This is a genomic window from Novosphingobium beihaiense (genome assembly GCF_022832375.1).
GTDB classification, from domain to species: Bacteria; Pseudomonadota; Alphaproteobacteria; order Sphingomonadales; family Sphingomonadaceae; genus Novosphingobium; species Novosphingobium beihaiensis.
On the sequence record NZ_JALHLG010000011.1, the window covers coordinates 110,332 to 134,130 of the forward strand.

The 23,799-nt window shown below is 63.2% G+C and carries 21 protein-coding genes and 3 pseudogenes; 9 read left to right on the forward strand and 15 right to left on the reverse strand.

The window, feature by feature from the left end; genetic code table 11:
* Positions 1 to 23 precede the first annotated feature (23 nt).
* Positions 24 to 128, forward strand: a pseudogene (locus MTR66_RS10105) (IS481 family transposase); the annotation flags it as partial.
* A gap of 192 nt (positions 129 to 320) precedes the next feature.
* On the opposite strand, the gene MTR66_RS10110 reads toward MTR66_RS10105, so the two are convergent.
* The 11 genes and pseudogenes from MTR66_RS10110 to MTR66_RS10155 form a co-directional block, all read right to left on the reverse strand.
* Positions 321 to 1,160 carry a TorF family putative porin gene (locus MTR66_RS10110; protein WP_243920537.1) on the reverse strand — a complete coding sequence of 280 codons (840 nt, stop codon included), beginning with the start codon at positions 1,158 to 1,160 and terminating at the stop codon, positions 321 to 323.
* 262 nt (positions 1,161 to 1,422) lie between these two features.
* The gene (locus MTR66_RS10115) at positions 1,423 to 2,964 is read right to left on the reverse strand and encodes a SulP family inorganic anion transporter (protein ID WP_243920539.1); all 1,542 of its coding nucleotides are present in this window, start codon (positions 2,962 to 2,964) and stop codon (positions 1,423 to 1,425) included.
* Entirely contained in the window at positions 2,961 to 3,650 is a 690-nt protein-coding gene (locus MTR66_RS10120) for a carbonic anhydrase (protein ID WP_327194494.1), read from the reverse strand. The genes MTR66_RS10115 and MTR66_RS10120 overlap by 4 nt, the downstream gene beginning before the upstream one ends.
* 131 nt (positions 3,651 to 3,781) lie before the next feature.
* Entirely contained in the window at positions 3,782 to 5,107 is a 1,326-nt protein-coding gene (locus MTR66_RS10125) for an ATP-binding protein (protein WP_243920541.1), read from the reverse strand.
* Positions 5,107 to 5,835: a response regulator transcription factor gene (locus MTR66_RS10130; protein WP_243920711.1), complete on the reverse strand. Its 729-nt coding sequence runs from the start codon at positions 5,833 to 5,835 to the stop codon at positions 5,107 to 5,109. The genes MTR66_RS10125 and MTR66_RS10130 overlap by 1 nt, the downstream gene beginning before the upstream one ends.
* Before the next feature lie 125 nt (positions 5,836 to 5,960).
* Positions 5,961 to 6,584, reverse strand: a complete 624-nt coding sequence (locus MTR66_RS10135) for a hypothetical protein (protein ID WP_243920713.1) — start codon at positions 6,582 to 6,584, stop codon at positions 5,961 to 5,963.
* A complete protein-coding gene (locus tag MTR66_RS10140; protein WP_243920543.1) occupies positions 6,584 to 6,865 on the reverse strand; it encodes a hypothetical protein in 282 nt (93 codons plus the stop codon). Before MTR66_RS10140 ends, MTR66_RS10135 begins: the two co-directional genes overlap by 1 nt.
* 553 nt (positions 6,866 to 7,418) lie before the next feature.
* Positions 7,419 to 7,820: pseudogene (locus MTR66_RS10145) on the reverse strand (integrase core domain-containing protein); the annotation flags it as partial.
* A 189-nt stretch (positions 7,821 to 8,009) separates the two neighbouring features.
* A pseudogene (locus tag MTR66_RS10150) lies at positions 8,010 to 8,204 on the reverse strand (IS110 family transposase); the annotation flags it as partial.
* A gap of 95 nt (positions 8,205 to 8,299) precedes the next feature.
* Complete coding sequence (locus tag MTR66_RS21220; RefSeq protein WP_268740426.1) at positions 8,300 to 8,431, reverse strand: hypothetical protein; 132 nt, start codon at positions 8,429 to 8,431, stop codon at positions 8,300 to 8,302.
* 2 nt (positions 8,432 to 8,433) lie between these two features.
* Positions 8,434 to 9,234, reverse strand: coding sequence for an enoyl-CoA hydratase-related protein (locus MTR66_RS10155; RefSeq protein ID WP_243920545.1), 801 nt, complete (start codon positions 9,232 to 9,234; stop codon positions 8,434 to 8,436).
* Positions 9,235 to 9,306: 72 nt separating this feature from the next.
* Between MTR66_RS10155 and MTR66_RS10160 the strand changes: the two genes are divergently transcribed.
* The 7 genes from MTR66_RS10160 to nadB all read left to right on the forward strand — a co-directional run bounded on the left by MTR66_RS10160 (position 9,307) and on the right by nadB (position 16,107).
* Complete coding sequence (locus MTR66_RS10160; protein WP_243920547.1) at positions 9,307 to 9,723, forward strand: secondary thiamine-phosphate synthase enzyme YjbQ; 417 nt, start codon at positions 9,307 to 9,309, stop codon at positions 9,721 to 9,723.
* Between the two features lie 69 nt (positions 9,724 to 9,792).
* On the forward strand, positions 9,793 to 10,431 hold the full coding sequence (locus MTR66_RS10165; protein WP_243920549.1) for a carboxymuconolactone decarboxylase family protein: 639 nt from the start codon (positions 9,793 to 9,795) through the stop codon (positions 10,429 to 10,431).
* Positions 10,428 to 11,291: a cytochrome b/b6 domain-containing protein gene (locus MTR66_RS10170; RefSeq protein ID WP_243920551.1), complete on the forward strand. Its 864-nt coding sequence runs from the start codon at positions 10,428 to 10,430 to the stop codon at positions 11,289 to 11,291. Before MTR66_RS10165 ends, MTR66_RS10170 begins: the two co-directional genes overlap by 4 nt.
* Positions 11,288 to 12,052 carry a molybdopterin-dependent oxidoreductase gene (locus tag MTR66_RS10175; RefSeq protein ID WP_243920553.1) on the forward strand — a complete coding sequence of 255 codons (765 nt, stop codon included), beginning with the start codon at positions 11,288 to 11,290 and terminating at the stop codon, positions 12,050 to 12,052. The genes MTR66_RS10170 and MTR66_RS10175 overlap by 4 nt, the downstream gene beginning before the upstream one ends.
* A gap of 131 nt (positions 12,053 to 12,183) precedes the next feature.
* Positions 12,184 to 12,996 carry a sterol desaturase family protein gene (locus MTR66_RS10180; RefSeq protein WP_243920555.1) on the forward strand — a complete coding sequence of 271 codons (813 nt, stop codon included), beginning with the start codon at positions 12,184 to 12,186 and terminating at the stop codon, positions 12,994 to 12,996.
* Between the two features lie 96 nt (positions 12,997 to 13,092).
* Entirely contained in the window at positions 13,093 to 14,052 is a 960-nt protein-coding gene (locus MTR66_RS10185; protein ID WP_243920557.1) for an ABC transporter ATP-binding protein, read from the forward strand.
* 453 nt (positions 14,053 to 14,505) lie between these two features.
* Complete coding sequence (gene nadB, locus MTR66_RS10190; RefSeq protein WP_243920558.1) at positions 14,506 to 16,107, forward strand: L-aspartate oxidase; 1,602 nt, start codon at positions 14,506 to 14,508, stop codon at positions 16,105 to 16,107.
* 27 nt (positions 16,108 to 16,134) lie between these two features.
* On the opposite strand, the gene MTR66_RS10195 is transcribed toward nadB, so the two are convergent.
* Positions 16,135 to 16,380, reverse strand: coding sequence for a GlsB/YeaQ/YmgE family stress response membrane protein (locus MTR66_RS10195; RefSeq protein WP_243920560.1), 246 nt, complete (start codon positions 16,378 to 16,380; stop codon positions 16,135 to 16,137).
* Positions 16,381 to 17,194: 814 nt separating this feature from the next.
* Between MTR66_RS10195 and MTR66_RS10200 the strand changes: the two genes are divergently transcribed.
* Complete coding sequence (locus tag MTR66_RS10200; protein WP_243920715.1) at positions 17,195 to 19,165, forward strand: ribonucleoside-diphosphate reductase subunit alpha; 1,971 nt, start codon at positions 17,195 to 17,197, stop codon at positions 19,163 to 19,165.
* An 82-nt stretch (positions 19,166 to 19,247) separates the two neighbouring features.
* On the opposite strand, the gene MTR66_RS10205 is transcribed toward MTR66_RS10200, so the two are convergent.
* The 3 genes from MTR66_RS10205 to MTR66_RS10215 all read right to left on the reverse strand — a co-directional run bounded on the left by MTR66_RS10205 (position 19,248) and on the right by MTR66_RS10215 (position 23,758).
* Positions 19,248 to 20,315, reverse strand: a complete 1,068-nt coding sequence (locus MTR66_RS10205; RefSeq protein ID WP_243920562.1) for an endonuclease/exonuclease/phosphatase family protein — start codon at positions 20,313 to 20,315, stop codon at positions 19,248 to 19,250.
* Positions 20,312 to 21,148, reverse strand: coding sequence for a hypothetical protein (locus MTR66_RS10210; RefSeq protein WP_327194495.1), 837 nt, complete (start codon positions 21,146 to 21,148; stop codon positions 20,312 to 20,314). Before MTR66_RS10210 ends, MTR66_RS10205 begins: the two co-directional genes overlap by 4 nt.
* 210 nt (positions 21,149 to 21,358) lie before the next feature.
* Positions 21,359 to 23,758: a TonB-dependent receptor domain-containing protein gene (locus tag MTR66_RS10215; protein WP_243920564.1), complete on the reverse strand. Its 2,400-nt coding sequence runs from the start codon at positions 23,756 to 23,758 to the stop codon at positions 21,359 to 21,361.
* Positions 23,759 to 23,799 lie beyond the last annotated feature (41 nt).

Here is a 23,799-nt window from a genome sequence, read left to right on the forward strand (position 1 = left end):
AGTGCTAAGAACACACTGGATGCTTGCGCGGCCTCACTTCCTACGAATACATCTGCAAATGCTGGACAACCGAGCCAGACCGCTTCAGGCTAAATCCGCACCATCAAATGCCAGGACCAAACACCTAGGGACAAAGGCTAACTTCACAGTCGCTGGCGAGCGAAGAACTGCGTAGCCCTTTCCAGAATATCCCTTGTCTTCTTGATGAGCAATGTGCTCTGAAATGACCGGCATAAAGCCATTACAAGTCCAGAACACCTAGCCGAAAGGCCGGATGTTCTGGACTGCTGATATTATTCCGGGCTTGTGTTCCAAGCCTTTTAGAAACCAGCGGAAAGTGAGAACACTACCGTCGATCCAGCGATCGATGAACCGTTCTTAGTTGATGAGAAGTTAGGCTGAAGGTATGCGGTTTCGGACCTCGTCAGGTCGGTGTCGATATATGCCGCGCCGAGGGTTACGGGGCCGAGCACATAGTCTGCACCCAGCATCCAGTCGACATACTTACCGGTCGGTGCTGGACTTGTACCCCAGGGACCAAGGCCAGGGTTGCCATCCGAGAAACCAATGTGCCCCTTGAGAGTTAAGGCGCTGCCCGGAATGCCGACGCTTGCATCGGTCCACAAGTACAGATTGTCGTTCTTGTCGCCTGGGTTGTCATAGGCGATCGAGGCGGCGCTGTTGTACCATGCACCAAGCGCTTCCTGCTTGGGTGCATAGGCGACGCCAACGAGGATGTTGGCAGGGCCGATATCACCGGAGAGCTTCACATAAGGTTCCGCAAAGTCGGTCGTGTCGAGGCCGCCGGGGAACATGTACCAAGTCAGACCGACGTCGAGAGTGACACCGCTGGCAATCTCGGTGGCAAAACCGCCGTAGATATCGAGTTCCATGTTGGACCCGCCGAACGTGCCCCATCCTGACAGGTTTGAGGCCCAGGTACCGATATAGACGCCGCTTTCATGCGAAACGCTCAGACCGGCCTGAACCGCCATTTCCTTGTCGGTCATCGAGACGCCGCGGAAGCGGTAGTCGGTCACCAGGGCAGCGCTGCCCGATATGGTGATCGATTCGGGGATATCCTGCGCTGCGGCGGGAGCGGCAAACGCGAGACAGGCAGCAGCCAGACCTGCGGCACCTGCAAGCAGACGAGTTTTCATATTGGGAACGCCCTCATGTTGATGTGATTTATCCGTCCCATCCTGCGGCCGACGCGCCGAACTCTGCTTCGTGGCGAGTGCGTTTCGCGCCGACCCATCCGGCCTACCGGGAAGGCTTGTCGCTTCGTTTTCTGGCCTGTGACGAAATGTTTCCGCGCCCGGGTGATCCGCGGGACAGAAAGCCGGGCGGACATGCATATACATGTCCGCCCGGAAGGTAGGGGGACCGAACGTGAGGGTGTCCGGCCGCCAGGTGAAAGGGTCAGTTGCCGAGAGGCAGCGGACGCAGGACCGAAGGATCGCCCGTCACGCGGTCCTTATGACCACTCTGACGGCGGCGCTGGATCCATTCGCTGAGCGTTTCGGCGGTGGTGTGATCCATGGCCTTGACCTTGCCGAGATCTAGGTGGACCGGGCGGCCCGTCGGCTGACGTTCCAGCGCGGCATTCAACTTGGTGAGGCCGACGAAGGTCGCGGCGCCGTGGATCTCGAGGCGGGTTTCCTCGTCGTCGTCATGTTGATGCACCTTAAGGCGCAGTTCCTTGAGGTGCGGCAGCAGTTCGAGCGCCGTCAGCGCCAGGCCAACCAGAACGCCCGTCAGCAGGTCCGTCGTTACGACCAGGATGAACGTGACAGCCCACACCGCGGCCGGGAGGAAGCCGTGGGCCTTGAACAGGTGGCGCACATGCTTGAGGCTCACGAGCTTCCAGCCGGTCACCACCAGCACGCCGCCCAGCGCCGCCATCGGCACTTCGGCGAGCAGCCAGGGCAGGAGAGCGACGAAGCCCAGGATCCAGATGCCGTGCAGCATCGCCGAAAGCCGGGTCTTGGCGCCTGCCTGCACATTGGCAGAACTGCGCACGATGACACCGGTCATCGGCAGTGCGCCGACAAGGCCGCACAGCAGGTTGCCGATCCCCTGCGCGCTCAGTTCCTTGTCGTACTTGGTGCGCACGCCATCGTGCATGCGGTCCACCGCAGCGGCGGAAAGCAGCGTTTCGGCACTGGCGATGAAGGCGATGGCAAGCGCCGCGACGATCAGCGATGGGTTGGCCAGCGGAGCGATCCAGCTGGCCGACGTTGGCAGGGCAAAGGCCGAGCCGATCGATTCGGGCACCTGAATGCGCGCGACATCAAGGCTCATGCCCCAAGCAATCAGGGTTGCGGCCATCACGCCGAGCAGGGCTCCAGGGACGAGCGACATCGATTTGGGACGCAGCTTTTCCCAGCCGATCATCACACCTATCGTCAGCAGGCCGAGCGCGAGTGCGAGTTCGGTTGCCGCGGCATCGGAGAAGTCGAGGCCCAGGACACGGGCAGGCATCATTGCCATGTTCTCAAGCCCGCTGGACAGCGGCTTTTCATCGAACAGGATGTGGAACTGGCCGATTACGATGAGTGCGCCGATACCGGCAAGCATGCCATGCACGACGGCCGGGCTGATCGCACGGAACAGGCCGCCGAGCTTGAGGGCACCGGCGACGACCTGGAGCATACCGGCCAGCAGCAGCACCGGGCCAAGCGCTTCAAGGCCATGTTCGCGCACGAATTCGAAGATGATGACAGCGAGGCCGGCGGCAGGGCCACTCACCTGCAGTGGCGAACCTGCGATCAGGCCCACAACAATACCGCCGATGATGCCGGTGACGAGCCCTTTTTCCGGTGGTACGCCGGAGGCGATGGCAATGCCCATGCACAGCGGCATCGCCACCAGAAACACGACGATGGACGCAGTGAAGTCACGTCCGAAATGGGCGAAGAGACCACTGCGCGCCTCTCCCATGGCGGCGAGAGCTGCGCTCATTCGGCGGCCTCCGCGAATTCGGTGGCGGTGCGCGTGCGGGCGGCCAGCGCGACCGGCAGATCGCGGTCCTCGCGCAGTGCTATGAATTCGCCGCTATCGCCGTCGAGACCCAGCACCTGCCCGGCGTGAATATCGACGAACCAGCCGTGCAGCGTCATCTCGCCGCGTGCGATGGCGGCTGCCACGGCAGGATGCGTGCGCAAGTGGCTGATCTGGGCGATGATGTTCTCGAGGCTGATCGCGCGAACGCGCTCCTTGCCTTCGAGCTCGCCATGGCAGGTGCTGACGATATGCTCGGCAGCTGCGCCGTGACGCAGCCAGGCCGCGACGTTCGGCATTGCTTCCAGTCCGGCCGGGTCGCTGAGCGCCTTCATCGCACCGCAGTCGGAATGGCCGCACACGATGATGTCGTTTACGCCAAGGACGGCGACGGCATATTCGACTGTGGAAGTCACCCCGCCATTCATCGTCGAGTAGGGCGGAACGATGTTGCCGGCATTGCGGCACACGAACAGGTCGCCGGGCTGTGCCTGCATGATCTGTTCGGGCACGATCCGCGAGTCGGCGCAGGAGATCATTAGCGCCTTGGGCTCTTGGCCATGCGTGGTCAGCTTGCCGAACAGCTCGCCATGAGCCGGGAATATCGACTTTTCGAAATGGAAAACGCGGCCGATTAATTCGTTCACGTCGGTCACCTTTCTGTGGGTCATCATCTACCGGCGGCCTGATGCCGCCGGGATCACCCAAGAGTTAGGTGGGCCGGTTTTCTTCTGTCGTTCGCGAATGTAACGAAATCTTGCTGCAGTGCAGCAGGCACTCAATCCGGGGCCAGTGGCAATCTGATTGTTGCACGCAAGCCGCCTCCCAGCCGGTTGTGCAGGTCGAGCGTGCCGTGTTCCATGCGAACCGCCTTGCGTACGATGGGAAGGCCCAGACCCATGCCGGCTGTATCGCGCGCCCGGGACGTGTCGAGCCTTACGAACGGCTGAAGGGCATCGGCGATGCGCTCTTCCGGAATGCCCGGGCCATTGTCTTCAATGACAATCTCAGCAGCACCACCGTCCCTGCGCACATGGACGTCGGCATTGCCGCCATAGTGGATGGCATTTTCGATCAGGTTCGACAGGGCGCGCCGGATCGCGACCGGCCGCACAAAGACCTCGAGATGAGACGCGCCGGAATAGGTTGCATCAGCGCCGTGATCCGCTGCGGTATCGACCAGCGTTTCGGCCATCACGGCAATGTCGATCCGTTCGGGCCGGATGTTGCGTCCGTCGCTGTCGACATAAGCTTGCAGGGATTCAAGCAACATCCGCATTTCGCCGATGTCATGCGCCAGTCCTTCGCGTACTTCGGGAGCCACGGCTCCATCGTCTAGACGAAGCTGCATGCGCGATAGCGGCGTCTTGAGGTCGTGGCCGATCGCCAACATCGTCTGCGTGCGATCGACTAGCGACTGGTGAATGCGCTGCTGCATTTCGTTGAGCGCACGGATCAGGCTGCGCAGCTCATCCGGGCCACGTTCGGGAACCGGCTGGATCAGCTCCGAGCCGAGGTGCCGCGTTGCTCCAATCAGGTTGCGCAGCGGTTTGAGCGTTGCACGCAGCAGGATCCATGCGAGCACGATCAGCAGCAGCGTCGGCAGTAACATGCTGACAATGCGCCCCGCCGTCAGGGTCCAGGCCGCATGGGCATGGGTATGGAAACGAAGGACACTACGGTCGGCAAGCTTGAGTGAGCCGCCGATATTGCCTTTCCCTGGGAGCTCCTCGAGATGCAGCTCCAAGTCCGCGTAGGCCAGTTCCGGCTCGATCTCGACCACTTGCGCGCGCAAGTTGGCAAGGCCCAGCGATCCGCGTCTGCGGTCTTCCGGCGCCGTCCAGTCTAGCGTAAAGTGCTCGGTGCTGAACGCGTCGGCCAAGGCATCGCGCTCGTGTGGTGGCGCACGTTCGAGCATGCGGGTGGATAGCACTAGGTTTTCGGCGATGCGCTGCGCGTCGTCGCGGCGCAGTTCGAACGAGTTGGCACGGTCGAACAGCATAGAATTCGCTAGAGAATCAACGACGATCACCAGCAGGAGAATGCCGAGAAGGCGCTCGGGCAGTCCCAGCCGGCGGAAGATCGCGACGAAGCGGCCGACCATCAGTTGCGGGTCACTTCCGCCTTGAACATATAGCCCACGCCGCGGACCGTCACGATTATCGGCTCGCCACTCTCGGCCTGCAGCTTACGGCGCAGGCGGCTGACCAGCACGTCGATGCTGCGGTCGGAACTGTCGCCGATGCGCGAGCGCGAAAGCTCCATAAGCCGCTCGCGCCCGAGCACGCGCTGCGGATAGCCCAGGAAGGTGGAGAGCAAGTCGAATTCGGCGCCGGTAAGATCGACGATCGCGCCGCTGGGCGAGCGCAGTTCGCGGCGAGCCGGCGAGACCTGCCAACCATCGAAATGGATGAAATCCGGCGGACGCCCGTCGGCACTGCTGTCCAGACCGGTCTCGATTCCCCCCCCCCTGCGCAGCACGGCGCTGACGCGTGCGGCCAGTTCACGCGTGCTGAAGGGCTTGGCGAGATAGTCATCGGCGCCGAGTTCTAGCCCGAGGACCCGGTCTTCCTCGCTGCCCCGCGCGCTCACGAAGATGATCGGCATGTCGCTCTCGCGGCGCAGCTTGCGAAACAGATCGAAACCGCTGGTACCCGGCAGCATGATGTCGAGTACGATGAGCTGGATCGGTGTTTCCTTGAGCGTGACCCACATTTCCGCGCCGGTTGCGGCGGTCAGCACATTGAATCCACTCTGCCGCAAGGCGCGGGCGGTCAACGTCCTCAATGCACCGTCATCCTCAACCAGGAGGATAGTGGGCGGTGGTAACATGGAATCGTGGGGGGATCTGAGCGTGGGGGCGAGCGTCATCGTCTTTGCACTGGTTCGCAATCATATAGGGGGCGGGCGCGGTCCCGCAAACCGCGCTCTGGATGTTTTTTGTATCGGGCAGTTGTTCAATCGCCCTGGCTGGTACGAAGCCGCTCCACAGCTTGCATCAGCCCTGCGGCTTCCGCGGGGGCCAGGCCGCCGGTGATCGATCCGCCGTTTTCGTCCTTGAACCGAAGCCGCCAGGGATCCCGGCTCTTGGGGTGATAGGTCTCCGCGATCTCCTCCACTACGGACCCCGGGATTTCGAAAATGAATCGGGCGTACTTGTTGCAGGAGGCGGGTACGTCATCCACGCCGGGGCAGTCGTCGGACCAGTGCTCGGCGATGAGAATGTCAGCTTGCCTCAGACGTCCTTCAGTCCGGTAGTTGACCCCAACCATTTCCGGTTGGCGGCTGGGGTATATCAGTTCGTGCCACACCTGCCAGCGCACCGCGCCGCTCTGCCGGTCGACAAGGGCTCGCATGTGAACGTCGCTCGCATAGGCCCCTTCGATTCTGCGTCCGCGGTCCCAGACCTTATGGGTCGAGACCACTATATGCGGTTCGAGCGCTTCGTCGTCGACGTGAATGCGCTCGGCTACGTCGGCCGGTGTCAGCTTGGCGAGCCCGCGCGGCAGTTCATCGTAGGCTGCGGCTGACCCGGCCCAGCCCAGCGCCAGGCAGCCTGCCAGGATCGTGCGAAGGAGCATCACTGCATGATCTCCCCTGGCGTCATGTTCGAGGCTTCGGCGAGCGGGGTGGCATTCCGGCGTTCCTGCTTGGCCTGCATGGCATGATGGCGGCAGGCGCGGCCTTTGGTCGGTTCTGGATGACATTTGATTTGCGTAGCCGCCGGTTTCGGGCCCCTGGCCGTGGCGGGAAGCGACGCGTGCCCCTTGAGTCTTCTCACTGTGTCGGCGGCGTAGGCCGGATACGCGTTTGCGGGTGCAGCGGAAAGGCCTGCAATGGCCAAAAAGAATGCCGAGATCATAGCGGTCTCCATCGTGTGGTTATGTTTCCGCCAGATAAGGAAGTCTCCATTTCGCGCCTTGTTCGAAACCGTAACGAAATGTTGCCACACGGCCATTCATATCAAGATTCTCTGATCACGCCCCATGCGCCCGTTGGTGACCCCTGGACACATGATGCGCCATGGTTCGGTCCAAGCGTGACAGCGGTGGTCGACGACGCTGTGGCAGGATGAGAAAATGCGGTTGGAGAGCCAATTGTCGTGCATGAACCGCCATATGTTCTCGACTAGGTTGAGTATGGGGCACTTGAGCGGCAGCAGGGTGTATTAGTTGAAATGTGGAGTCGGTCCGATAGATGGGTGCCACCCGGCCTGATCGAACATGAGCGTTATTCAGGCTTGCTGCTAGTCTTGGCGTGACCTGCTGCAGGACTTCCATCCGGCGTTTATTAGAGATGTTTGGTTCCGGCCTTTGATGGCGTTGCTCCAGCCTGAAGCGGTCTGGCTGGGTTGTCCAGCATTTGCAGATGTATTCGTAGGGAGTGAGGCCGCGCAGGGTCTTCAGGCGTCGACCGTAATTGTGGGCATTTATGAAGTCGTGGAGGTGGGCGGCCAGTTGGGCATGGCTGTCGTAATGATAGCGTTCAACCGTTGCCTCCTTGATCGTCCGGTTCATCCGCTCGACCTGGCCATTGGTCCATGGGTGCTTGATCTTGGTAAGCCTGTGCTCGATCCCGTTCTCGCGGCAGCGTATGTCGGACATATGGGTCATATAGATGGCCGTGGGACCATCGGCATAACGCGACGGGCAGGTGAACTGGCTGGTCCGATCGATGGCGACATAGAGATAGAGCTTGCCTTCGGCGGTGCGCACTTCAGCAATGTCGATGTGGAAGTAGCCGGTCGGATAGGTCTTGAACTTCTTCTTGGGTTCCCTGTCGCCGGTCACCTCTGGCAACCGGCAGATCCCGTAGCGCATCCTTCCATTCCTGCATGGATGATGCACCATCAAATGCAGGAACTAAACACATGCAGCAAAATCCCGGGCCTTCCGGAACGTCTCAGGAGGTGGAGCTAGGATCGTAAGGGCCGTGGCGATCAGCGGCCCGATGTCTGGCACCGTCATCAGCCGACGAGCAATATCGTTCTCCTTGGCCCTCCGGCCGATCTCGCGCCCCCAGAAATGCGCGCCACCGCAGGCTTCCATCGCGACCCTGCAGTGTGGCATCTGACCGAAAAACGTCAGGACCTGGTCTCGCCTCAGCCTCTTGCGAAGCACAGTATGACCGTCGGCATCAGCACCATGTACCTGAAACACATTCTTCGCCAGATCGAGCCCGACCGTGATAATCTCACACATGACCGCTCTCCTGTGTGGATCGTTTCAGACCCACCCTGGCACATCGATGCCGCCGGGGGGCGATCACATGATCCAAGCCTACGCAACCCGCTAATCTACGCCGCGTACTGGCCAAATGTTCTGACGACGGACAGCAAGTCCACATCGCACTCGTCACGCCGCTCCGGCCGGTTCAGCGTGACGAGTGCGATGGCGTCTTTCTGCTCGACAAGAACGGGCGGCGGCACGCTCATTGCGGGTTGGACCAGACCGGCGCGCGCTTTTCGAACAGGGCCTTGCCGCCTTCGCGCATGTCCGGGCTAGCCAGCATCGCGCGGACTTCGGGAAGATCGAACATCTCGCGGTTGGAAGCTTCCATGCCGAGATCGTAGTAGGACTGCATCACCGCCTTGGTGGCGATGATCGAGCCGGGCGAGCAGGCCATGATCTCCTCTGCCCAGCGCCGCGAGCAGGCCATCAGCTCTTCACCGGGGACGACTTCGGCGACCATGCCCCATTCGTGCGCCTGTGCGGCGGAGATCTTGCGCGCGGTCAGCAACATGGCGTGGGCGCGCTTGGGGCCGAGTTCCTGCACGATGCGCTGGATACCGCCGCCCAGCGCGGCCAGGCCCACTCTGGGTTCGGTCAGGCCGAAGCTGGCATTCTCTGCCGCCACGATCACATCGCAGGCCAGCGCCGCCTCGAACCCGCCGCCCATGGCGAAGCCGTTGACCGCCGCGATCACCGGCTTGTGCCGGTCGAAGCGCCAGGTGAGCCCGGCAAAGCCCTTCGCCGGCACGGGCATCCCCTTCCACGCGCGCGGATCGTCCTTGTTCGAAGGGGTGCGCAGGTCTGCCCCGGCGGAAAAGGCCTTGCCGCCCGCGCCGGTGAGGATCGCCACCCACAGGTCCGGGTCACTCTCGAACCGGTCGAACACTTCGCTCAGTTCATAGCTGGCTTCGGCGTGGAGGGCATTGCGCAGTTCGGGCCGGTCTATCGTCACGGTCATGACGTGCCCGTCCGTCTCGACCTTGCAGAACTCGGTTTCCATGCGCCTCTCTCCTTATGTCTTGTCCCGCTATCTGTTGAAACCTGCGCGGCAAGGGATCAAGATCGCGCGGCCATGAGACAAGTGTCCACTATCCTTTCCTTCGAGACTTCGGGGCGCGGCTTCACCGATATCACGCGTGCGATGGCCCGCTGGCTGGCGGAAACCGGCGTTTCCGAAGGGCTGCTGACGCTGCTGTGCCGCCACACCTCCGCCTCGCTGCTGATCCAGGAAAACGCCGCGCCCGAAGTGCGCACCGATCTGGCGGACTGGCTGGACCGGCTGGCACCCGAAGGCGGCAACTATGCGCATGACGACGAGGGGCCGGACGACATGCCCGCGCATCTCAAGGCCACGCTGACCGGGGTAAACCTGCAGATCCCGGTGATGAGCGGGCGCATGGCGCTGGGCACGTGGCAGGGGATTTACCTTGCCGAGCATCGGGCGATGCCGCACCACCGGCAGATCGCGGTCCATCTGATCGGCGAATAAGCAGCGGAGCCGGCGTGCATGCTGTAACCTTAAGGGGTTCCGTAACGAACACAGGGGAAAGGAGCGGGCATGGGTACAGGAACAGTGGCGGCGGATTTCGATCCGGGCTTCGACATCGCGGCGCGTCAGGCGCATGTGGTGGGTGATGGCCCGCGCATCAGGCCGGTGGCTCAAGACGATATCGATGCGGCCTCCCGCGAGCTGGTCCATGCCGTGCGCGATGGGGCCGGGGCGCCCCGCGTCGAAGGTGTGGCCGAATATATGCGCACCATCTTCAAGCACCCGGCGCTGTTCCGCTGCCAGATGGAACGGGGCGCAGTGCTGTTCAATGGCCGGATTCCCGCGTGCGAACGCGAGCTGGCCGTGCTGCGGGTCGCCTGGCTGTGCCGCGCGCCTTACGAATGGGGCCAGCATGTCGAGATCGCCCGCCGCGTGGGGTTGGATGGCGCGGCGGTAGAGCGCGTGCGCGAAGGCTCCGCCGCATCCGGCTGGACCGCGCATGAGGCGGCCATCCTGCGCGGGGTGGAGGAACTGCTGGAGGACAAGGCCTTGTCGGACGCGACCTGGGATGTGCTGGCGCGCAGCTGGGACGAGGCGCAACTTATCGAATTTCCCGTGATGGTGGGCGAATATATCGCCACCGCCCTTGTGCAGAACACGCTGCGCATCCGGCTGGTGGACGGAAATCCCGGATTGACCCGCATATGAACGAACAGACCGCCAGCACGCCGCCGAAGGGCGGCGATCTCGTGAAGCGCCACCGCCTCTCCACGCGGCTGTGGCACTGGACCAATGCCGTGACGCTGCTTGTCATGCTGATGAGCGGGCTGATGATCTTCAATGCCCACCCGCGCCTCTACTGGGGCGAATATGGCGCGAACTACGATGCGCCCTGGCTGAAGATCAGCTCCGCGCGCATGGGCGGCAAGGAGTTTGGCTACCTCCAGATCGGCTCGGCGCGGATCGAGACCACCGGGGTTCTGGGCCTGTGGCAGGATCAGGACGGGCGCACACAGCGCCGCGCCTTTCCCTACTGGCTGACGGTCCCCTCGCGCTACAGTCTGGCGGGCGCGCGGATCTGGCATCTTGCTTTCGCCTGGGTGCTGGCGGTGGGGCTGTTGCTCTATCTGCTGTGGTCGCTGGTCAACCGGCATATCGCGCGGGACATTCACATCACCCGCGCCGAATGGCGGCCCTCGCACATCTGGCATGACGTGAAAGAGCATGCACGGCTGCGTTTCCCCACCGGCGTGGCGGCGCTGAAATACAACGTGCTGCAGAAACTGGCCTATGCCGGCGTGCTGTTCGGCCTGCTGCCGCTGATGATCCTGACTGGCCTCGCCCTGTCCCCCGGCACCGATGCGTGGTTCCCGTTTGTCACCGAAGTGTTCGGCGGGCGCCAGTCGGCGCGCTCGGTGCACTTCATTTGCGCGGCACTGCTGGTGGCGTTCTTTCTCGTTCACATGGCGATGGTTCTGCTGGCCGGGCCTTTCAACGAAGTGCGCTCGATGATCACCGGCCGCTACCGCCTGCCAAAGGAAAAGACCGTGACGGAGAACGCCGCATGAGCCGCCTCATCCTCTCGCGCCGCACGCTGATCCGCGGCAGTGCCGCCGGCGCGGGCAGCCTGATGCTTTCCGGTTGCGACAAGCTGTTCGAGAACCCCACGTTCCGCCACACGCTGGAGGGCGCGGAAGACCTGCACAAGATCACTCAGCGCGCACTCGGCCGCCACGCTCTGGCGCGCGAGTTCACCGAGGCGGACATGTCCCCCCGCTTCCGCGCCAACGGCAGCCGCGAAGTGGCCGATCCGGTCTACCGCCAGCATCTGGCGCAACACTTCGCGCAGTGGTCGCTGCGGGTGGAGGGGCTGGTCGAAAAGCCGCTCACGCTGCCGCTGGATATGCTCAAGTCCATGCCCCAGCGCACCCAGATCACCCGGCACGACTGCGTCGAAGGCTGGAGCGCGATCGGCAAATGGACGGGCCCGCGCCTTGGTCCCATTCTCAACATTGCCGGGCTCAAGCCGCAGGCGAAGTACATCGTGTTCCACTGCGCCGATCTCTATCATGGCAGGCCCTATTACGAATCGATCGATCTGGTCGATGCCTTCCATCCGCAGACGATCCTGGCCTGGGCGATGAACGGCAAGCCGCTCGAACAGGCCCACGGCGCCCCGCTGCGCCTGCGGGTGGAGCGCCAGCTCGGCTACAAGCATGCCAAGTTCGTCACCCGCATAGAGGCGGTGTCCTCGCTCGACGGCATCTACGGCGGCAAGGGCGGCTATTGGGAGGATAACGGCACTTACGCCTGGTACGCCGGAATCTGAATTCCGCCGCTGTCCGCAGTTCTCGAATTTGATCTGGAACAAGGAAATGATCCACCGCATCTCGCTATGAGAACGGTGTTCTCGGGATCGGTGCAGCCGGTCCGGGAGGCAACGTTTGAGAGGATCGCACAATGGACAGCGCGTTTTGGGATGGACTGGCGGCAGGTTATCAATGGCAATTGTCGCTCTACACGGCGCTTGGAATCATGGCCGTATCTTTGGCGGGAAAGCTGCTGGTGCGGCTGGTGCCCGCGTTTCGCGAGGCCAGTCGGCTCAACCGCGAGACCTATCGCCAGAAAATGGAAAACCCGCGCTATGCGGCGAACCAGCGCTGGAACCGCAAGTGGGGCCTGTTCTTCTGGGTGGTGATCTTCGCGGGCGTGCTGCCGTTCTGCCTGACGGCTGCGCCGCAGCCGGTCTGGCGGGTGCTGCTGGACTGCTTCGTGATCCTGATGGTCTATGACTTCTTCTACTATCTGGTGCACCGCTTCCTGTTCCACGACGCCGGGTTCCTCGGCGGGCCGCTGATCTGGGTCCACGCCGTGCACCACCGCCAGCACAATCCGTGCCGTGAGGATTCGAGCTATATCCACCCGCTCGAAGTGGCGATGGGGCTGGGGCTCTATGTCGCGTGCATCTTCGTGCTGTCGCGCTTCATGGGGGATTTCCATGTCGTCACGATCGTGATCACCTGGACCGCCTTTTCGCAGATCAATCTGCACAATCACGATCTGTGGACGGTGGACCGTTTCCCCTTCAAGTACCTCAACACGATGTCGGTGATGCACCACAACCATCACGCGCGCTTCACCGGCGGCAACTTCGCGACGATTTCGCTGCTCTATGACTGGATGTTCGGCACGCTGGACTATGGCGCGGGCTACAAGGGCGCGGAATACAAGCCCAAGGCGAAGAAGGTGCCGGAAGGCGCCGGGGCCGCCTGACGGCCGGGCGAAGGCACACTTTCGATCCGAAAAAGGCCCCTGCACCCGTTGCGGGGGCCTTTACGCGGGCGCAAACCTGCCCCACATGCTGGGGCCATGAGTACTGCCTCCCAGCCCGCCGCCGCCATTTCGATCCGCGATCTCGTCAAGCGCTATGCGCCCGCCGGGGAGGCCGAAGGTAAGCTGGCGCTGAACGGGGTATCGTTCGATGTGCCCGAGGGCGGGATTTTCGGCCTGCTGGGGCCGAACGGCGCGGGCAAGTCCACGCTGATCAACATCCTCGCCGGGCTGGTGCGGAAGTCTTCGGGCACCGCCGAGATCTGGGGCTTCGATATCGACCGCGACCAGCGCAATGCCAAGCGCTCGATCGGCATCGTCCCGCAGGAAATCGTTTTCGATCCCTTCTTCACCCCTTTCGAGGTGCTGGAGATCCAAGCCGGGCTCTACGGCATCGCCAAGCACCTGCGCCGCTCGGAGGAATTGCTGCGTGCGGTCCATCTGGCGGACAAGCGCAATGCCTATGCCCGCACGCTGTCGGGCGGCATGAAGCGGCGTCTGCTGATCGCCAAGGCGCTGGTGCACCAGCCGCCGGTGCTGGTGCTCGACGAGCCGACCGCGGGCGTCGATGTGGAACTGCGCCGCCAGCTCTGGGATCTGGTGACGGAGATGAACCGCGAAGGCGTGACGATCGTGCTCACCACGCACTACCTCGAAGAGGCCGAGGAACTGTGCGACCGCATCGCCATCATCAACCACGGCCAGGTGATCGCCAACAAGCCGACGCGCGAGCTGGTGGGCATGGCGCGCGAGAAGATCCTTGTTCTCACGCTGGACCGCGATGTGACCGAGCTGCCCAGCCACCCCGGCGTCATCAAGTGCGAGAAGGCGGGCGAGCGCGAACTGCAGATCACCTACGACAAGGATCGCAGCAACGCGGGCGAGATCCTGTCGGCGGTTCAGGCGCAAGGGTTCGCTATCGTCGATGTGACGACGCGTGAAGCCGATCTGGAGGATGTCTTCGTTACGCTGACCAGCGAGGCACGCAGCGCGGCCTGAAAGGCCAAGTGTGCGCATTTAAAGTTACAAGTTAAATATTTTCAACCACAATGGAGGGGCGGAAGGATTCCAGGCATGATCTGTGCCTGCGGCCGCCTAAATTTCTTGTACTTGCGGATCGCGCTTCCACACTCTGTGTTTCTTTCGCTTGATGGGCTGTCCGCAGTTCTTACAGATGCCTGAATATTTCTCACCATCCCAGTGAACTTTCGAGCGCGTGGGGCGGTGTCTATTGAAGAGGCACAGTGCGAAAAGTCGAGCCACTTTGTCGTCCTTTGGAATGGTGCGGCCGTTTGTCTGGCGGACCCTAGGGAGCTTCGTGGCAGTACCTCTTTCGATACTACCTCTTTGGAGACTCTTAACGCCGTATATATAGCATTGTTTCCGCGCAATGTATCTGCCCGGCCTGCACTAAATGTTGCAGGGATTGTCATGTCCCGGCAAGGAGATGCGATGGAATCGCAAGCAAACGCCGCCAGCACTTTCGATATTCTCGTCATCGGTTCGGGCGCGGCCGGACTCACCGCGGCACTGGCGCTCGCCGAAAAGCACAAGGTCGCCGTTCTGGCGAAGGGCAGCCTCGCGGGCGGGTCGACGGCGTGGGCACAGGGCGGCATTGCCGCCGTGCTCGACGAAGGCGATACGTTCGAGGAGCATGAACGCGATACGATGATTGCCGGGGCGGGGCTCAACCGGCGCGAGACGGTCCAGTTCGTGATCGAGCGTGCACCGCGGGCGATCGGCCGTCTGATCGATCTGGGCGTTCCGTTCAATATGGAGGGCAACGAGCTTCACCTGACGCGCGAAGGCGGGCATTCGCACCGCCGCATCGTCCATGTGAACGATGCCACCGGCTGGGCAGTGCAGCAGGCGTTGCTGCGGGCGGCGGAGGCCAATCCCAATATCACCCTGCTGCCGGGCCGTTCCTGCATCGATTTCATCACCGGGCGGCACGAGATGCGCTATTCGGGCTCCGGGCGGGTCTGGGGTGTCTATGCCCTTCATGAAGAAAGCGGCCGCGTCGAGGCGTTCACCGCGCGCGCGACGGTGCTGGCCACCGGCGGTGCGGGCCGCGTCTATCAGTTCAGCACTGCGCCGCGCGGCGCCACGGGCGACGGCATTTCCATGGCCTGGCGCGCGGGCGCGCGGGTCTCCAACATGGAGATGATGCAGTTCCACCCGACCTGCCTCTACAATCTGGACGTCAAGAACTTCCTCATTACCGAGGCGGTGCGCGGCGAGGGCGGACGGCTGATCAACCCGCGCACCGGCAAGCGCTTCATGACCTTCTACGATCCCGAGCGTCTGGAGCTGGCCCCGCGCGATGTGGTCGCCCGCGCGATCGACTCCGAAATCAAGCGCTTCGGTCTCGATTTCGTGCACCTCGATATCAGCCACCAGCCGCCCGAATTCGTGCGCGAGCACTTCCCGACCATCTACGAAAAGCTGCTGACGCTCGGCATCGACATGACGAAGGAGCCGATCCCGGTCGTGCCCGCCCAGCACTATACTTGCGGCGGCGTACTGATCGACCTTGACGGGCGGACCGATCTGCCCGGCCTCTATGCCGCGGGCGAATGCACCGAGAGCGGGCTGCATGGCGCGAACCGGCTGGCCTCGAACTCGCTGCTGGAATGTTTTGTGTTCGGCGATGCGGCGGCCGCGCATATCCTGGCGAACTGGAGCAGCTTCGATGCCCCCCCGCCGGTCCGCCCCTGGGACGAAAGCCGCGTGACCGAGCCGGACGAGGAAGTCGTCATCAAGCAGAACTGGACCGAGATCCGCCGCTTCATGTGGAACTACGTGGGTATCGTGCGCACCACCAAGCGGCTGGAGCGGGCGATGCACCGCATCCAGCTCCTCAACACCGAAATCGAGGAATACTACCGCCACTTCCGCGTCTCGACCGACCTGATCGAACTGCGCAACCTGCTGCAATCGGCGGAGCTGATCGTGCAGTCCGCGCTCAAGCGGCACGAGAGCCGGGGCCTGCATTATACGCTGGACTATCCGCAGACGCGGGACGAACCAGTCGATACCGTGCTGGTGCCCTGACGCGGGCTTCCTTTCCGAAGGGCGGGATCAGCCGCCGATGTGGAGTGCGTGCCCCAGAAAGATCAGCGCCATCGCGCCCAGCACCGAGGCAAGGCAGCCGGCCCGGCTGAAGTCACGCTGGCCCCGGCTGGTGATGAGGCCGGCGACAAGCGAGCCGCCAATGCCGAGCAGGATCGTCGCGACCCAGCTGTAACCCTGGTGCCCCGGATAGAACAGCTGGGCCAGCGCGCCGATGAACAGGCCGCTGATAATGGCGCCGATGATGTTGAACATGGGGGCTTGGTCCCTTTCACGGTGTAGATCGCAATGCCGGAGCATAATGCTCCGCAGGCTGCTACAGTTGCATGACCGGGCGCCTGTTCCCACCCTGTCTCTGCAAGCAGTATAGGGGAGCCGACGGAGCGCAGGAGCTGCAACCGGTTCCGAGCCGTGGGGATACAGCATCTGGGGTGGCGGCGCGCGCCGATACCCCCATATTCGCGACAACGGCGCCTTGACATTGCCGGAACCAGACTCGGTTCGTCGCAAACGCGATTCGGCTCACCGCCAATTTATGTGGAAAAATTTTTGCGCGCATTTGTGATTAAGGCTCTTGCGCCAGTGATGGGGGCAGGACTTTCCACGCGTCGCGCGATGCCCCATGTTGTCCACCCCTGCAGGGCGGTCCGTATCAACCCCGCCGCCCCCCTCTTGCACCTGTTTCCAGAAAGAGCACTATGGGTTGTGGCGCGTCGCTCAAGAGGCCTCAACACCTAGGAAAGTCCCGTGGACCGGTAACGGTCCGGAAAGACGCTTCCCGGGGAGGCGGAACAAGGCCGGGATGGCGGCGCGGCAGGGGTCAGGCAGGGACTTTTGTTCTCTTTATGTGCTATGGGTGCCAGACGGGCGGCTTCTGCCCGCCGACTCGCACCGGCACTGCCCGGCCGCTGCCTTTAGCTGTGAACGCGCCGTGAGGCGGTTTGATGACAGGTTTTGACGGCAGTGGATGCTGGGGGCGCAAGTGGATTTCAGAAACGGAAACGAAGGTCATGTGGCCAGTTACGATCACAATTACGATCAGGAACACGGCGATGAAAATCAGGCCGCGATGAGCGAGACTGAAACCCCCGCGCCCGCATCCGCGAAGGCCGCCACCAAGGAAAAGGAGACGGGCAAGAGCCCGGCAATCGTCATGGACAAGACCGACACGGCCACGGCAGACCTGCTGGTGGAAGAGCCGAAGAAGACCAAGCCGCACGATTCCAAGGCGATCCATGACCGCCGCTTTACCATCGTCACCGATGACAGCCGCAACGCGCTCCTGACCGATTTCGGCAAGGAAACGCTGGACGACCGCTACCTGCTGCCCGGCGAGAAGTATCAGGACATCTTCGCGCGCGTCGCCGATGCCTATGCCGACGATCAGGAGCATGCCCAGCGGCTCTACGACTACATCTCGAAGCTGTGGTTCATGCCCGCAACGCCGGTGCTGTCGAACGGCGGCACCGGGCGCGGGCTGCCGATCTCGTGCTATCTCAATTCGGTGGACGACAGCCTCGAAGGCATCGTCGCCACCTGGAACGAGAATGTCTGGCTCGCCTCGCGCGGCGGCGGCATCGGCACCTACTGGGGCGCGGTGCGCGGTATCGGCGAGCCGGTGGGCCTCAACGGCAAGACCAGCGGTATCATTCCTTTCGTGCGCGTGATGGACAGCCTGACGCTGGCGATCTCGCAGGGTTCGCTGCGCCGAGGTTCGGCCGCCTGCTACATCGACGTCTCGCACCCGGAGATCGAGGAGTTCCTTGAAATCCGCAAGCCGTCGGGCGACTTCAACCGCAAGGCGCTCAACTTGCACCACGGCGTGCTGCTGACCGATGAGTTCATGGAAGCTGTGCGCGACGGCGCCGAGTTCGAATTGAAGAGCCCGCGTGACGGGTCCGTGCGCAGCAAGGTCGATGCGCGTTCGCTGTTCCAGAAACTGGTGGAGATCCGCCTGCAGACGGGCGAGCCCTACATCGTCTTCTCCGACACTGTGAACCGCATGATGCCCAAGCATCACCGCGATCTCGGCCTCAAGGTTTCGACTTCGAACCTGTGCTCGGAAATCACGCTTCCGACGGGCCGTGATCACCTCGGCAACGACCGCACGGCGGTGTGCTGCCTCTCCTCGCTCAACCTCGAAACCTGGGAAGAGTGGAAGGGCGAGAAGCGCTTCATCGAGGACGTGCTGCGCTTCCTCGACAACGTGCTGCAGGACTATATCGACCGCGCGCCGGACGAGATGGCCCGCGCCAAGTATTCGGCCATGCGCGAGCGCTCGGTCGGCATGGGCGTGATGGGCTATCACTCCTATCTGCAGAAGAAGGGCATCGCTTTCGAAAGCGCGATGGCCAAGGCGCTGAACCTGCAGATGTTCCAGTACATCAACCAGAAGGCCAACGAGGCCTCGATGCTGCTGGCGAACGAGCGCGGGCCTTGCCCGGATGCCGCCGATCAGGGCGCGATGGAGCGTTTCAGCTGCAAGATGGCGATCGCGCCGACCGCATCGATCTCGATCATCTGCGGCGGCACCAGCGCCTGCATCGAGCCGATCCCGGCCAATATCTATACGCACAAGACGCTGTCCGGCTCGTTCGTGGTGAAGAACCCTTACCTGCAGAAGCTGCTGGCCTCGAAGTCGAAGGATTCCACCAATGTGTGGAACACGATTCTCGAAAACGGCGGTTCGGTCCAGCATCTCGATTTCCTCTCGCCGGAGGAAAAGGCCGTGTACAAGACCAGCTTCGAGATCGACCAGCGCTGGCTGCTCGAATTCGCCGCCGACCGCACGCCCTACATCGATCAGGCGCAGTCGCTGAACCTGTTCATCCCCGCCGATGTCGATAAGTGGGACCTGATGATGCTGCACTTCCAGGCCTGGGAGAAGGGCATCAAGTCGCTCTACTACCTGCGCTCCAAGTCGGTGCAGCGCGCGGGCTTCGCGGGCACGGGCGGCGTGGAGGCGGACAACACCTCCGAGGCCCCCAAGTTCGAGATCGGCGAGACGACCGACTACGACGAGTGCCTCGCCTGCCAGTAAGGCTGCGGGTTACGGGACAAGAACGGCCTCCGGAGGAAACTTCGGGGGCCGTTTCTTTTGGTTTTTGCCGTGACAGGGGCGTTCAGCTCGCCGAATAGCGGTAGCGGATCGTGTAGCCGATGTGGTCGGAGAGCATCGCGCCGCCGGGTTCGGTGCCGAAGGGAATGTCCGCCCCGGCCGGAACGAGCGTGGGGCCTGCTCCATCGCCGGTTCCATCAAGCGTGAACTGCATGTCGCGGGCGCGGTGGACGATCGTTTCGGCGTCTGCCGACCGGGCGAGCGGCGCGGCGGCATCTTTGGTGAGCCAGCGGCGCAGGGCGTCTGCTTCCGGTTCTCCGCCCAGCCTGCCGATCGCCGCGTCGAGCGCGGCGGTGCGGTTGGGGCGCTGGCCGCGGTTGAAATCCCCGGCGATTACCACTGGCACGCCGGGCTGGCGGTTGGCGGCAATGAAGCTTGCGAGGAATTCGGTCTGCCGCCGGTAGGCCGCGAACGTTTCGCTGGCCGGCGCGCGGGAGGCGCCCTTGCTGTTGAAATGGGTGTCTGCCACCATGACCTTGCGCCCGTTGCCGAGCTGCACCGTCACCAGCACCACGCCCTTGGCGGCGAGGCAGTCCAGTCCGGCGCAGGCGCCTTCGGGGAAGGCGGCTCGCTTCACATCCAGCACCGGCAACTCGGATAGCACCATCAGCCCGCTGTCGACCGGTGTCCCGGCGGTCTCGCCCAGCATCCAGTTCCGCTTCACACCCTTGGGGGCGGTGCCGGTGCGCAGGTAAGGGCCCTCGACTACATAAGGATAGCCTGCGCGCGCGGCGATGGCTTTGGCGTTGCGGGAGAAGGCCTCCTGCAGCACGGCAACGGCCGGGGCGCAGCCCCGCGCGCGCATTAGCGCCAGCCGCTCGCCGATGGCATGCAGTGCTTGCGCGGGTTTCTTGGCCAGCGGCCAGGGCAGGCCCGCGACATTGTAGGTCATCACCGACAAGTCGCCGACGCGGCAGGCGGCCGGGGTCTCGTTTGGATCGGCCGCGTGCATCAGCGCGATATCCGGCGCGGGCAGCGGATCGGCAAACGAGGCGCCGCCCACCAGCGCGACGGCGCCGATCAGGTAACGCAGCTGGGTGAAGCGTAACCGGATAAACCGCTGCCGGATCATGGCTGCGCACCGATCCGGCTGGCGACGACGGTTCGCGACGGGCGGTCTATCGACCACAGCAGCGTGGGATCGCGCGGATCGAAGTCTATAGCCTGTCCGTGTGTGGTGAGGGGGATGGTGGCTTTCAGGGCCAGAACCGATCCCGCCTCGGGCAGATCGAGCACGTAGACTTCGGGGCGGTCATGCCCGCTGGCGTAGAGATGTCCGCCGGGCCCCCAGCTCGCGCCCGAAGCGCTTTTGGGCTTGAATAGGTCCAGTACGGCAGGGGGGAAGGCCCAGCCCCGGTCGATGCGGAATTGCTCGTCGAGCCGGGCGAACAGGGTGTAGCGGTGATCGCGCGCGGGTTCGCCGCCGTTACCATCGTAATTGGCGAAGACCGCCCACCAGTGCCCGTCATGCCGGTCGACGACGGTCAGCGAGCCGGGCGCCATGCCCAGGCTGACCGAGCGGACATGCTTCAGCGTGGCCGGATCGAAGAACTCGATAGTGCTGAGCTGCGGCACGCCCGGGTGGTTGGAAGCCGCGCAGACGAGCTGCTGTTCGGCCAGGGTGCAGCTGTTGATATGCGGATAGAGCGCCGGGTCGCCATGCCATTGCGCCACGCGCTTGCCGTCGGTGATGCGGTACTTGGCAATCGTGGCATTGTCGATCGCGTAGACATAAGTGCCGTCCGACGCGACGCCCTGCCGGGCCTCCGGCGCTTCGATGCGGTGGATCACCGGCGCCGGGTCTGCCGCCAGAACCGGCGTACCCGCTATCCATGCCAGGCATGCGCCCATCCACCACGCGCGGCGGCCCCTCCGCCCGCGCGGCGATTTCGTAAGTTTCGTCATATCGCCCCCTTTTGCGAAACTTGAAGGCGCACCTAGGCGCGCGCGGTTACACGGCGTTGTCACTTCGGTGACGGCCCTGTCATACAGAGCCCGTCATAGAGACGCCGCGCAGGCCGGAATTCCTCAGGCAAAAAGAAAAAGGCGGGCCGGTGTCTGAACACCGCCCCGCCTTTGCCGGGCACGCTCTTGCGAGCGTTCGTGGTTTGCCGGTCAGAAGTCGGCGGTCGCCGAGAACACCATCGTGCGCGGCGTGCCGATCCAAGCGTATCCGCCTGAAATGCCGCCCAGATAGTCCTCGTCGGTCAGGTTGTTGATGGTGAGGGCGAATTCCATCGCCTTGAGCGACTTGCTGAGCGCCTCGCCCTTCACGCTGACGTTGAGATCGGTGAGGATGTAGCTGTCCGCCTTCCAACTGTTGTCCGGATTGACGTAGCGGTCGTCGGTGAACTTGCTGGTCACGCCCAGCGAGACCGGGCCGTACTGGTAGTTGGCCGAGAGCACGAGCATGTTGCGCGGAATGCCGGCAACGCGGTTGCCCGCGATCGCGTTTAGGGAATCGATGGTGTCCTTGTCATCCTCGGTTCCGGCGACAAGATCCTTGATCCCCCGGTACTTGGCATTGATGTAGGTATAGGCGGCGTAGAGGTTCAGACCGCGCGCCGGACGCACATTGGCGAGCAGTTCGATGCCTTCGGAATCGATGCCGCCCGCGTTGAAGAACTTGCCGTCGCCTTCGCCGAGATAGTCGATGCCGCTGGAGGAGCTGTTCGGGACGAAGAGCACCTGGTTGGAGAACTTGGCCTTGAACCAGGTCGCCGAAGCGTTGAACCAGCCGTTCTGGTAGCGCAGGCCCGCTTCCCAGTTCTCCGAGGTTTCCGGATCGAGCTGCGACAGGTCGGCATTGCCGAATTCCAGCACCGCGTCGGTCAGCGCCTTGAAGTTCTCGGCATAGCCGCCGAACACATTGAGCCCGGCCATCGGCTCGATCTGGATGCCGCCCGAAAGCAGCACGTCGGAGGTCGATTTGAACTTCGTATCGGGCGTCTGGCCGAACAGGTCGACGCGGTCGACGTGGTTGATGAACTGCTTGGCGCCGATGTTGGCCGTGACCGGGCCGAATTCGACCGTATCCTGCGCATACCACTTGAACGTGTCCTGCGGGTACTTGCGGCTGTACTGGGTCCAGTAAGGCGTCGAATCGTAGGCCGGGCCGACGGTGGTGTCGGTCACGTTGTGCCAGTCGCGCCATTCCTGACGATGGGTGTCTTCATACCAGACGCCGCCGCGCAGGGTGTTGTGCAGCCCCCCGAGATCGGCGTTCCACGCGGCGTCGAGCGTGCCGCCGGTGCGGTCCTTGCGGTAGTGGGTGTGGCGGTAGGATTGCGCGCCGATCGCGCCGGCCGGATAGCAGGCGGGATTGTAGACGCCGCAGGTTGCATCCGGGGTGAGCTGATGGCCGCCGGCATCGGTGAAATAGTAGCGCGGGATGATGACAGTGCCGTCCGTGTCGCGCGGCCACCAGGCCTGCACGCCTTGGGAATTGCTGCTGCCCGAAAGCTCGCTTTCCGTGTTCGTGCCGTCGTTGACAGTGTCGATGATATAGGGCGGGGCCCAGTCGCCGCGCCCGGCCATGTCGTGATAGTAGCCCGCGGCCTTGAGATCGATCGCATTGCCGATCGTCGTTTCGGCCTTGAGATAGGCGAAGAAGTTCTTGCGCAGCGTCCCCCAGACCCGGCGGTAGTTCTGGTCCAGCCCGGGCACGCCCGTCCACACGCCGGTCAGGTTGTCGGCATGGGGGCTCGCGGCATATTGGGCCGGGGTGTACATCTGGTCGTAGTTGTTTTCGTGGGCATCGTCATAGCTGACATAACCGGTCAGCTTCACCGGGGTGTCGATGATGAACTTGCCCGCGAAGTTGTCGCGGTGGTTCTGCGCCGAGCCTTCCATCCAGTCGGTCGCTTCCTGGTGCGAATAGGAGACCCAGGCCTTGGCCGCGCCGTTCAGGAACAGGCCGGTGTCGAAGCGGCCATAGTAGCGGCTCGCCTTGAAATCGCCGACGGAGCCGGAGAGGCGCACGCGCATCTCGTCGAGCGGGTCGGAGATCACGAAGTTGAGCGTGCCGCCCAGCGCCTCGTTCGACAGCGAGCCGATGTCGGACGTGCCCTGCGAGACTTCGATGGTGCGGATATTGGCGGTATCGACATAGCGGTTGGCCTTGGAGCCGCCGCCGTAATTCGATCCGCCGTTGGGCATGCCGTCGATGGTCATGCCGACCTGCTGCTGGTTGAGATCGGTCTGGAAACCGCGGATCGAGACCGAGGTCGACCAGTCGTCGAAGCCGAAGGCGTCGCCTTCCTGCACCTGCACGCCGGGCAGCGTGGCGGCCAGGTCGAGCACGGAGGAGACCGGCGGCTTGTCCGCGATCAGTTCCTCGCTCAGCGCCGAGTTGTTGTAGGTGGCGCGGGTGCCGGTGACGACGATGGCCTCACCGCTTGCGGCGTCCGCGCTTGCGGTATCTGCCGCCTCATCGGCCATGGCCGGTGCGGCTACGGTGATCGCGGCAAGGCATGTGCCGAGAATGCAGGCACGGCGAACGGTCTTGATACGCATGGATGACCCCCTGATTGAGATTTGGTTTGGGGCCGTGTGGT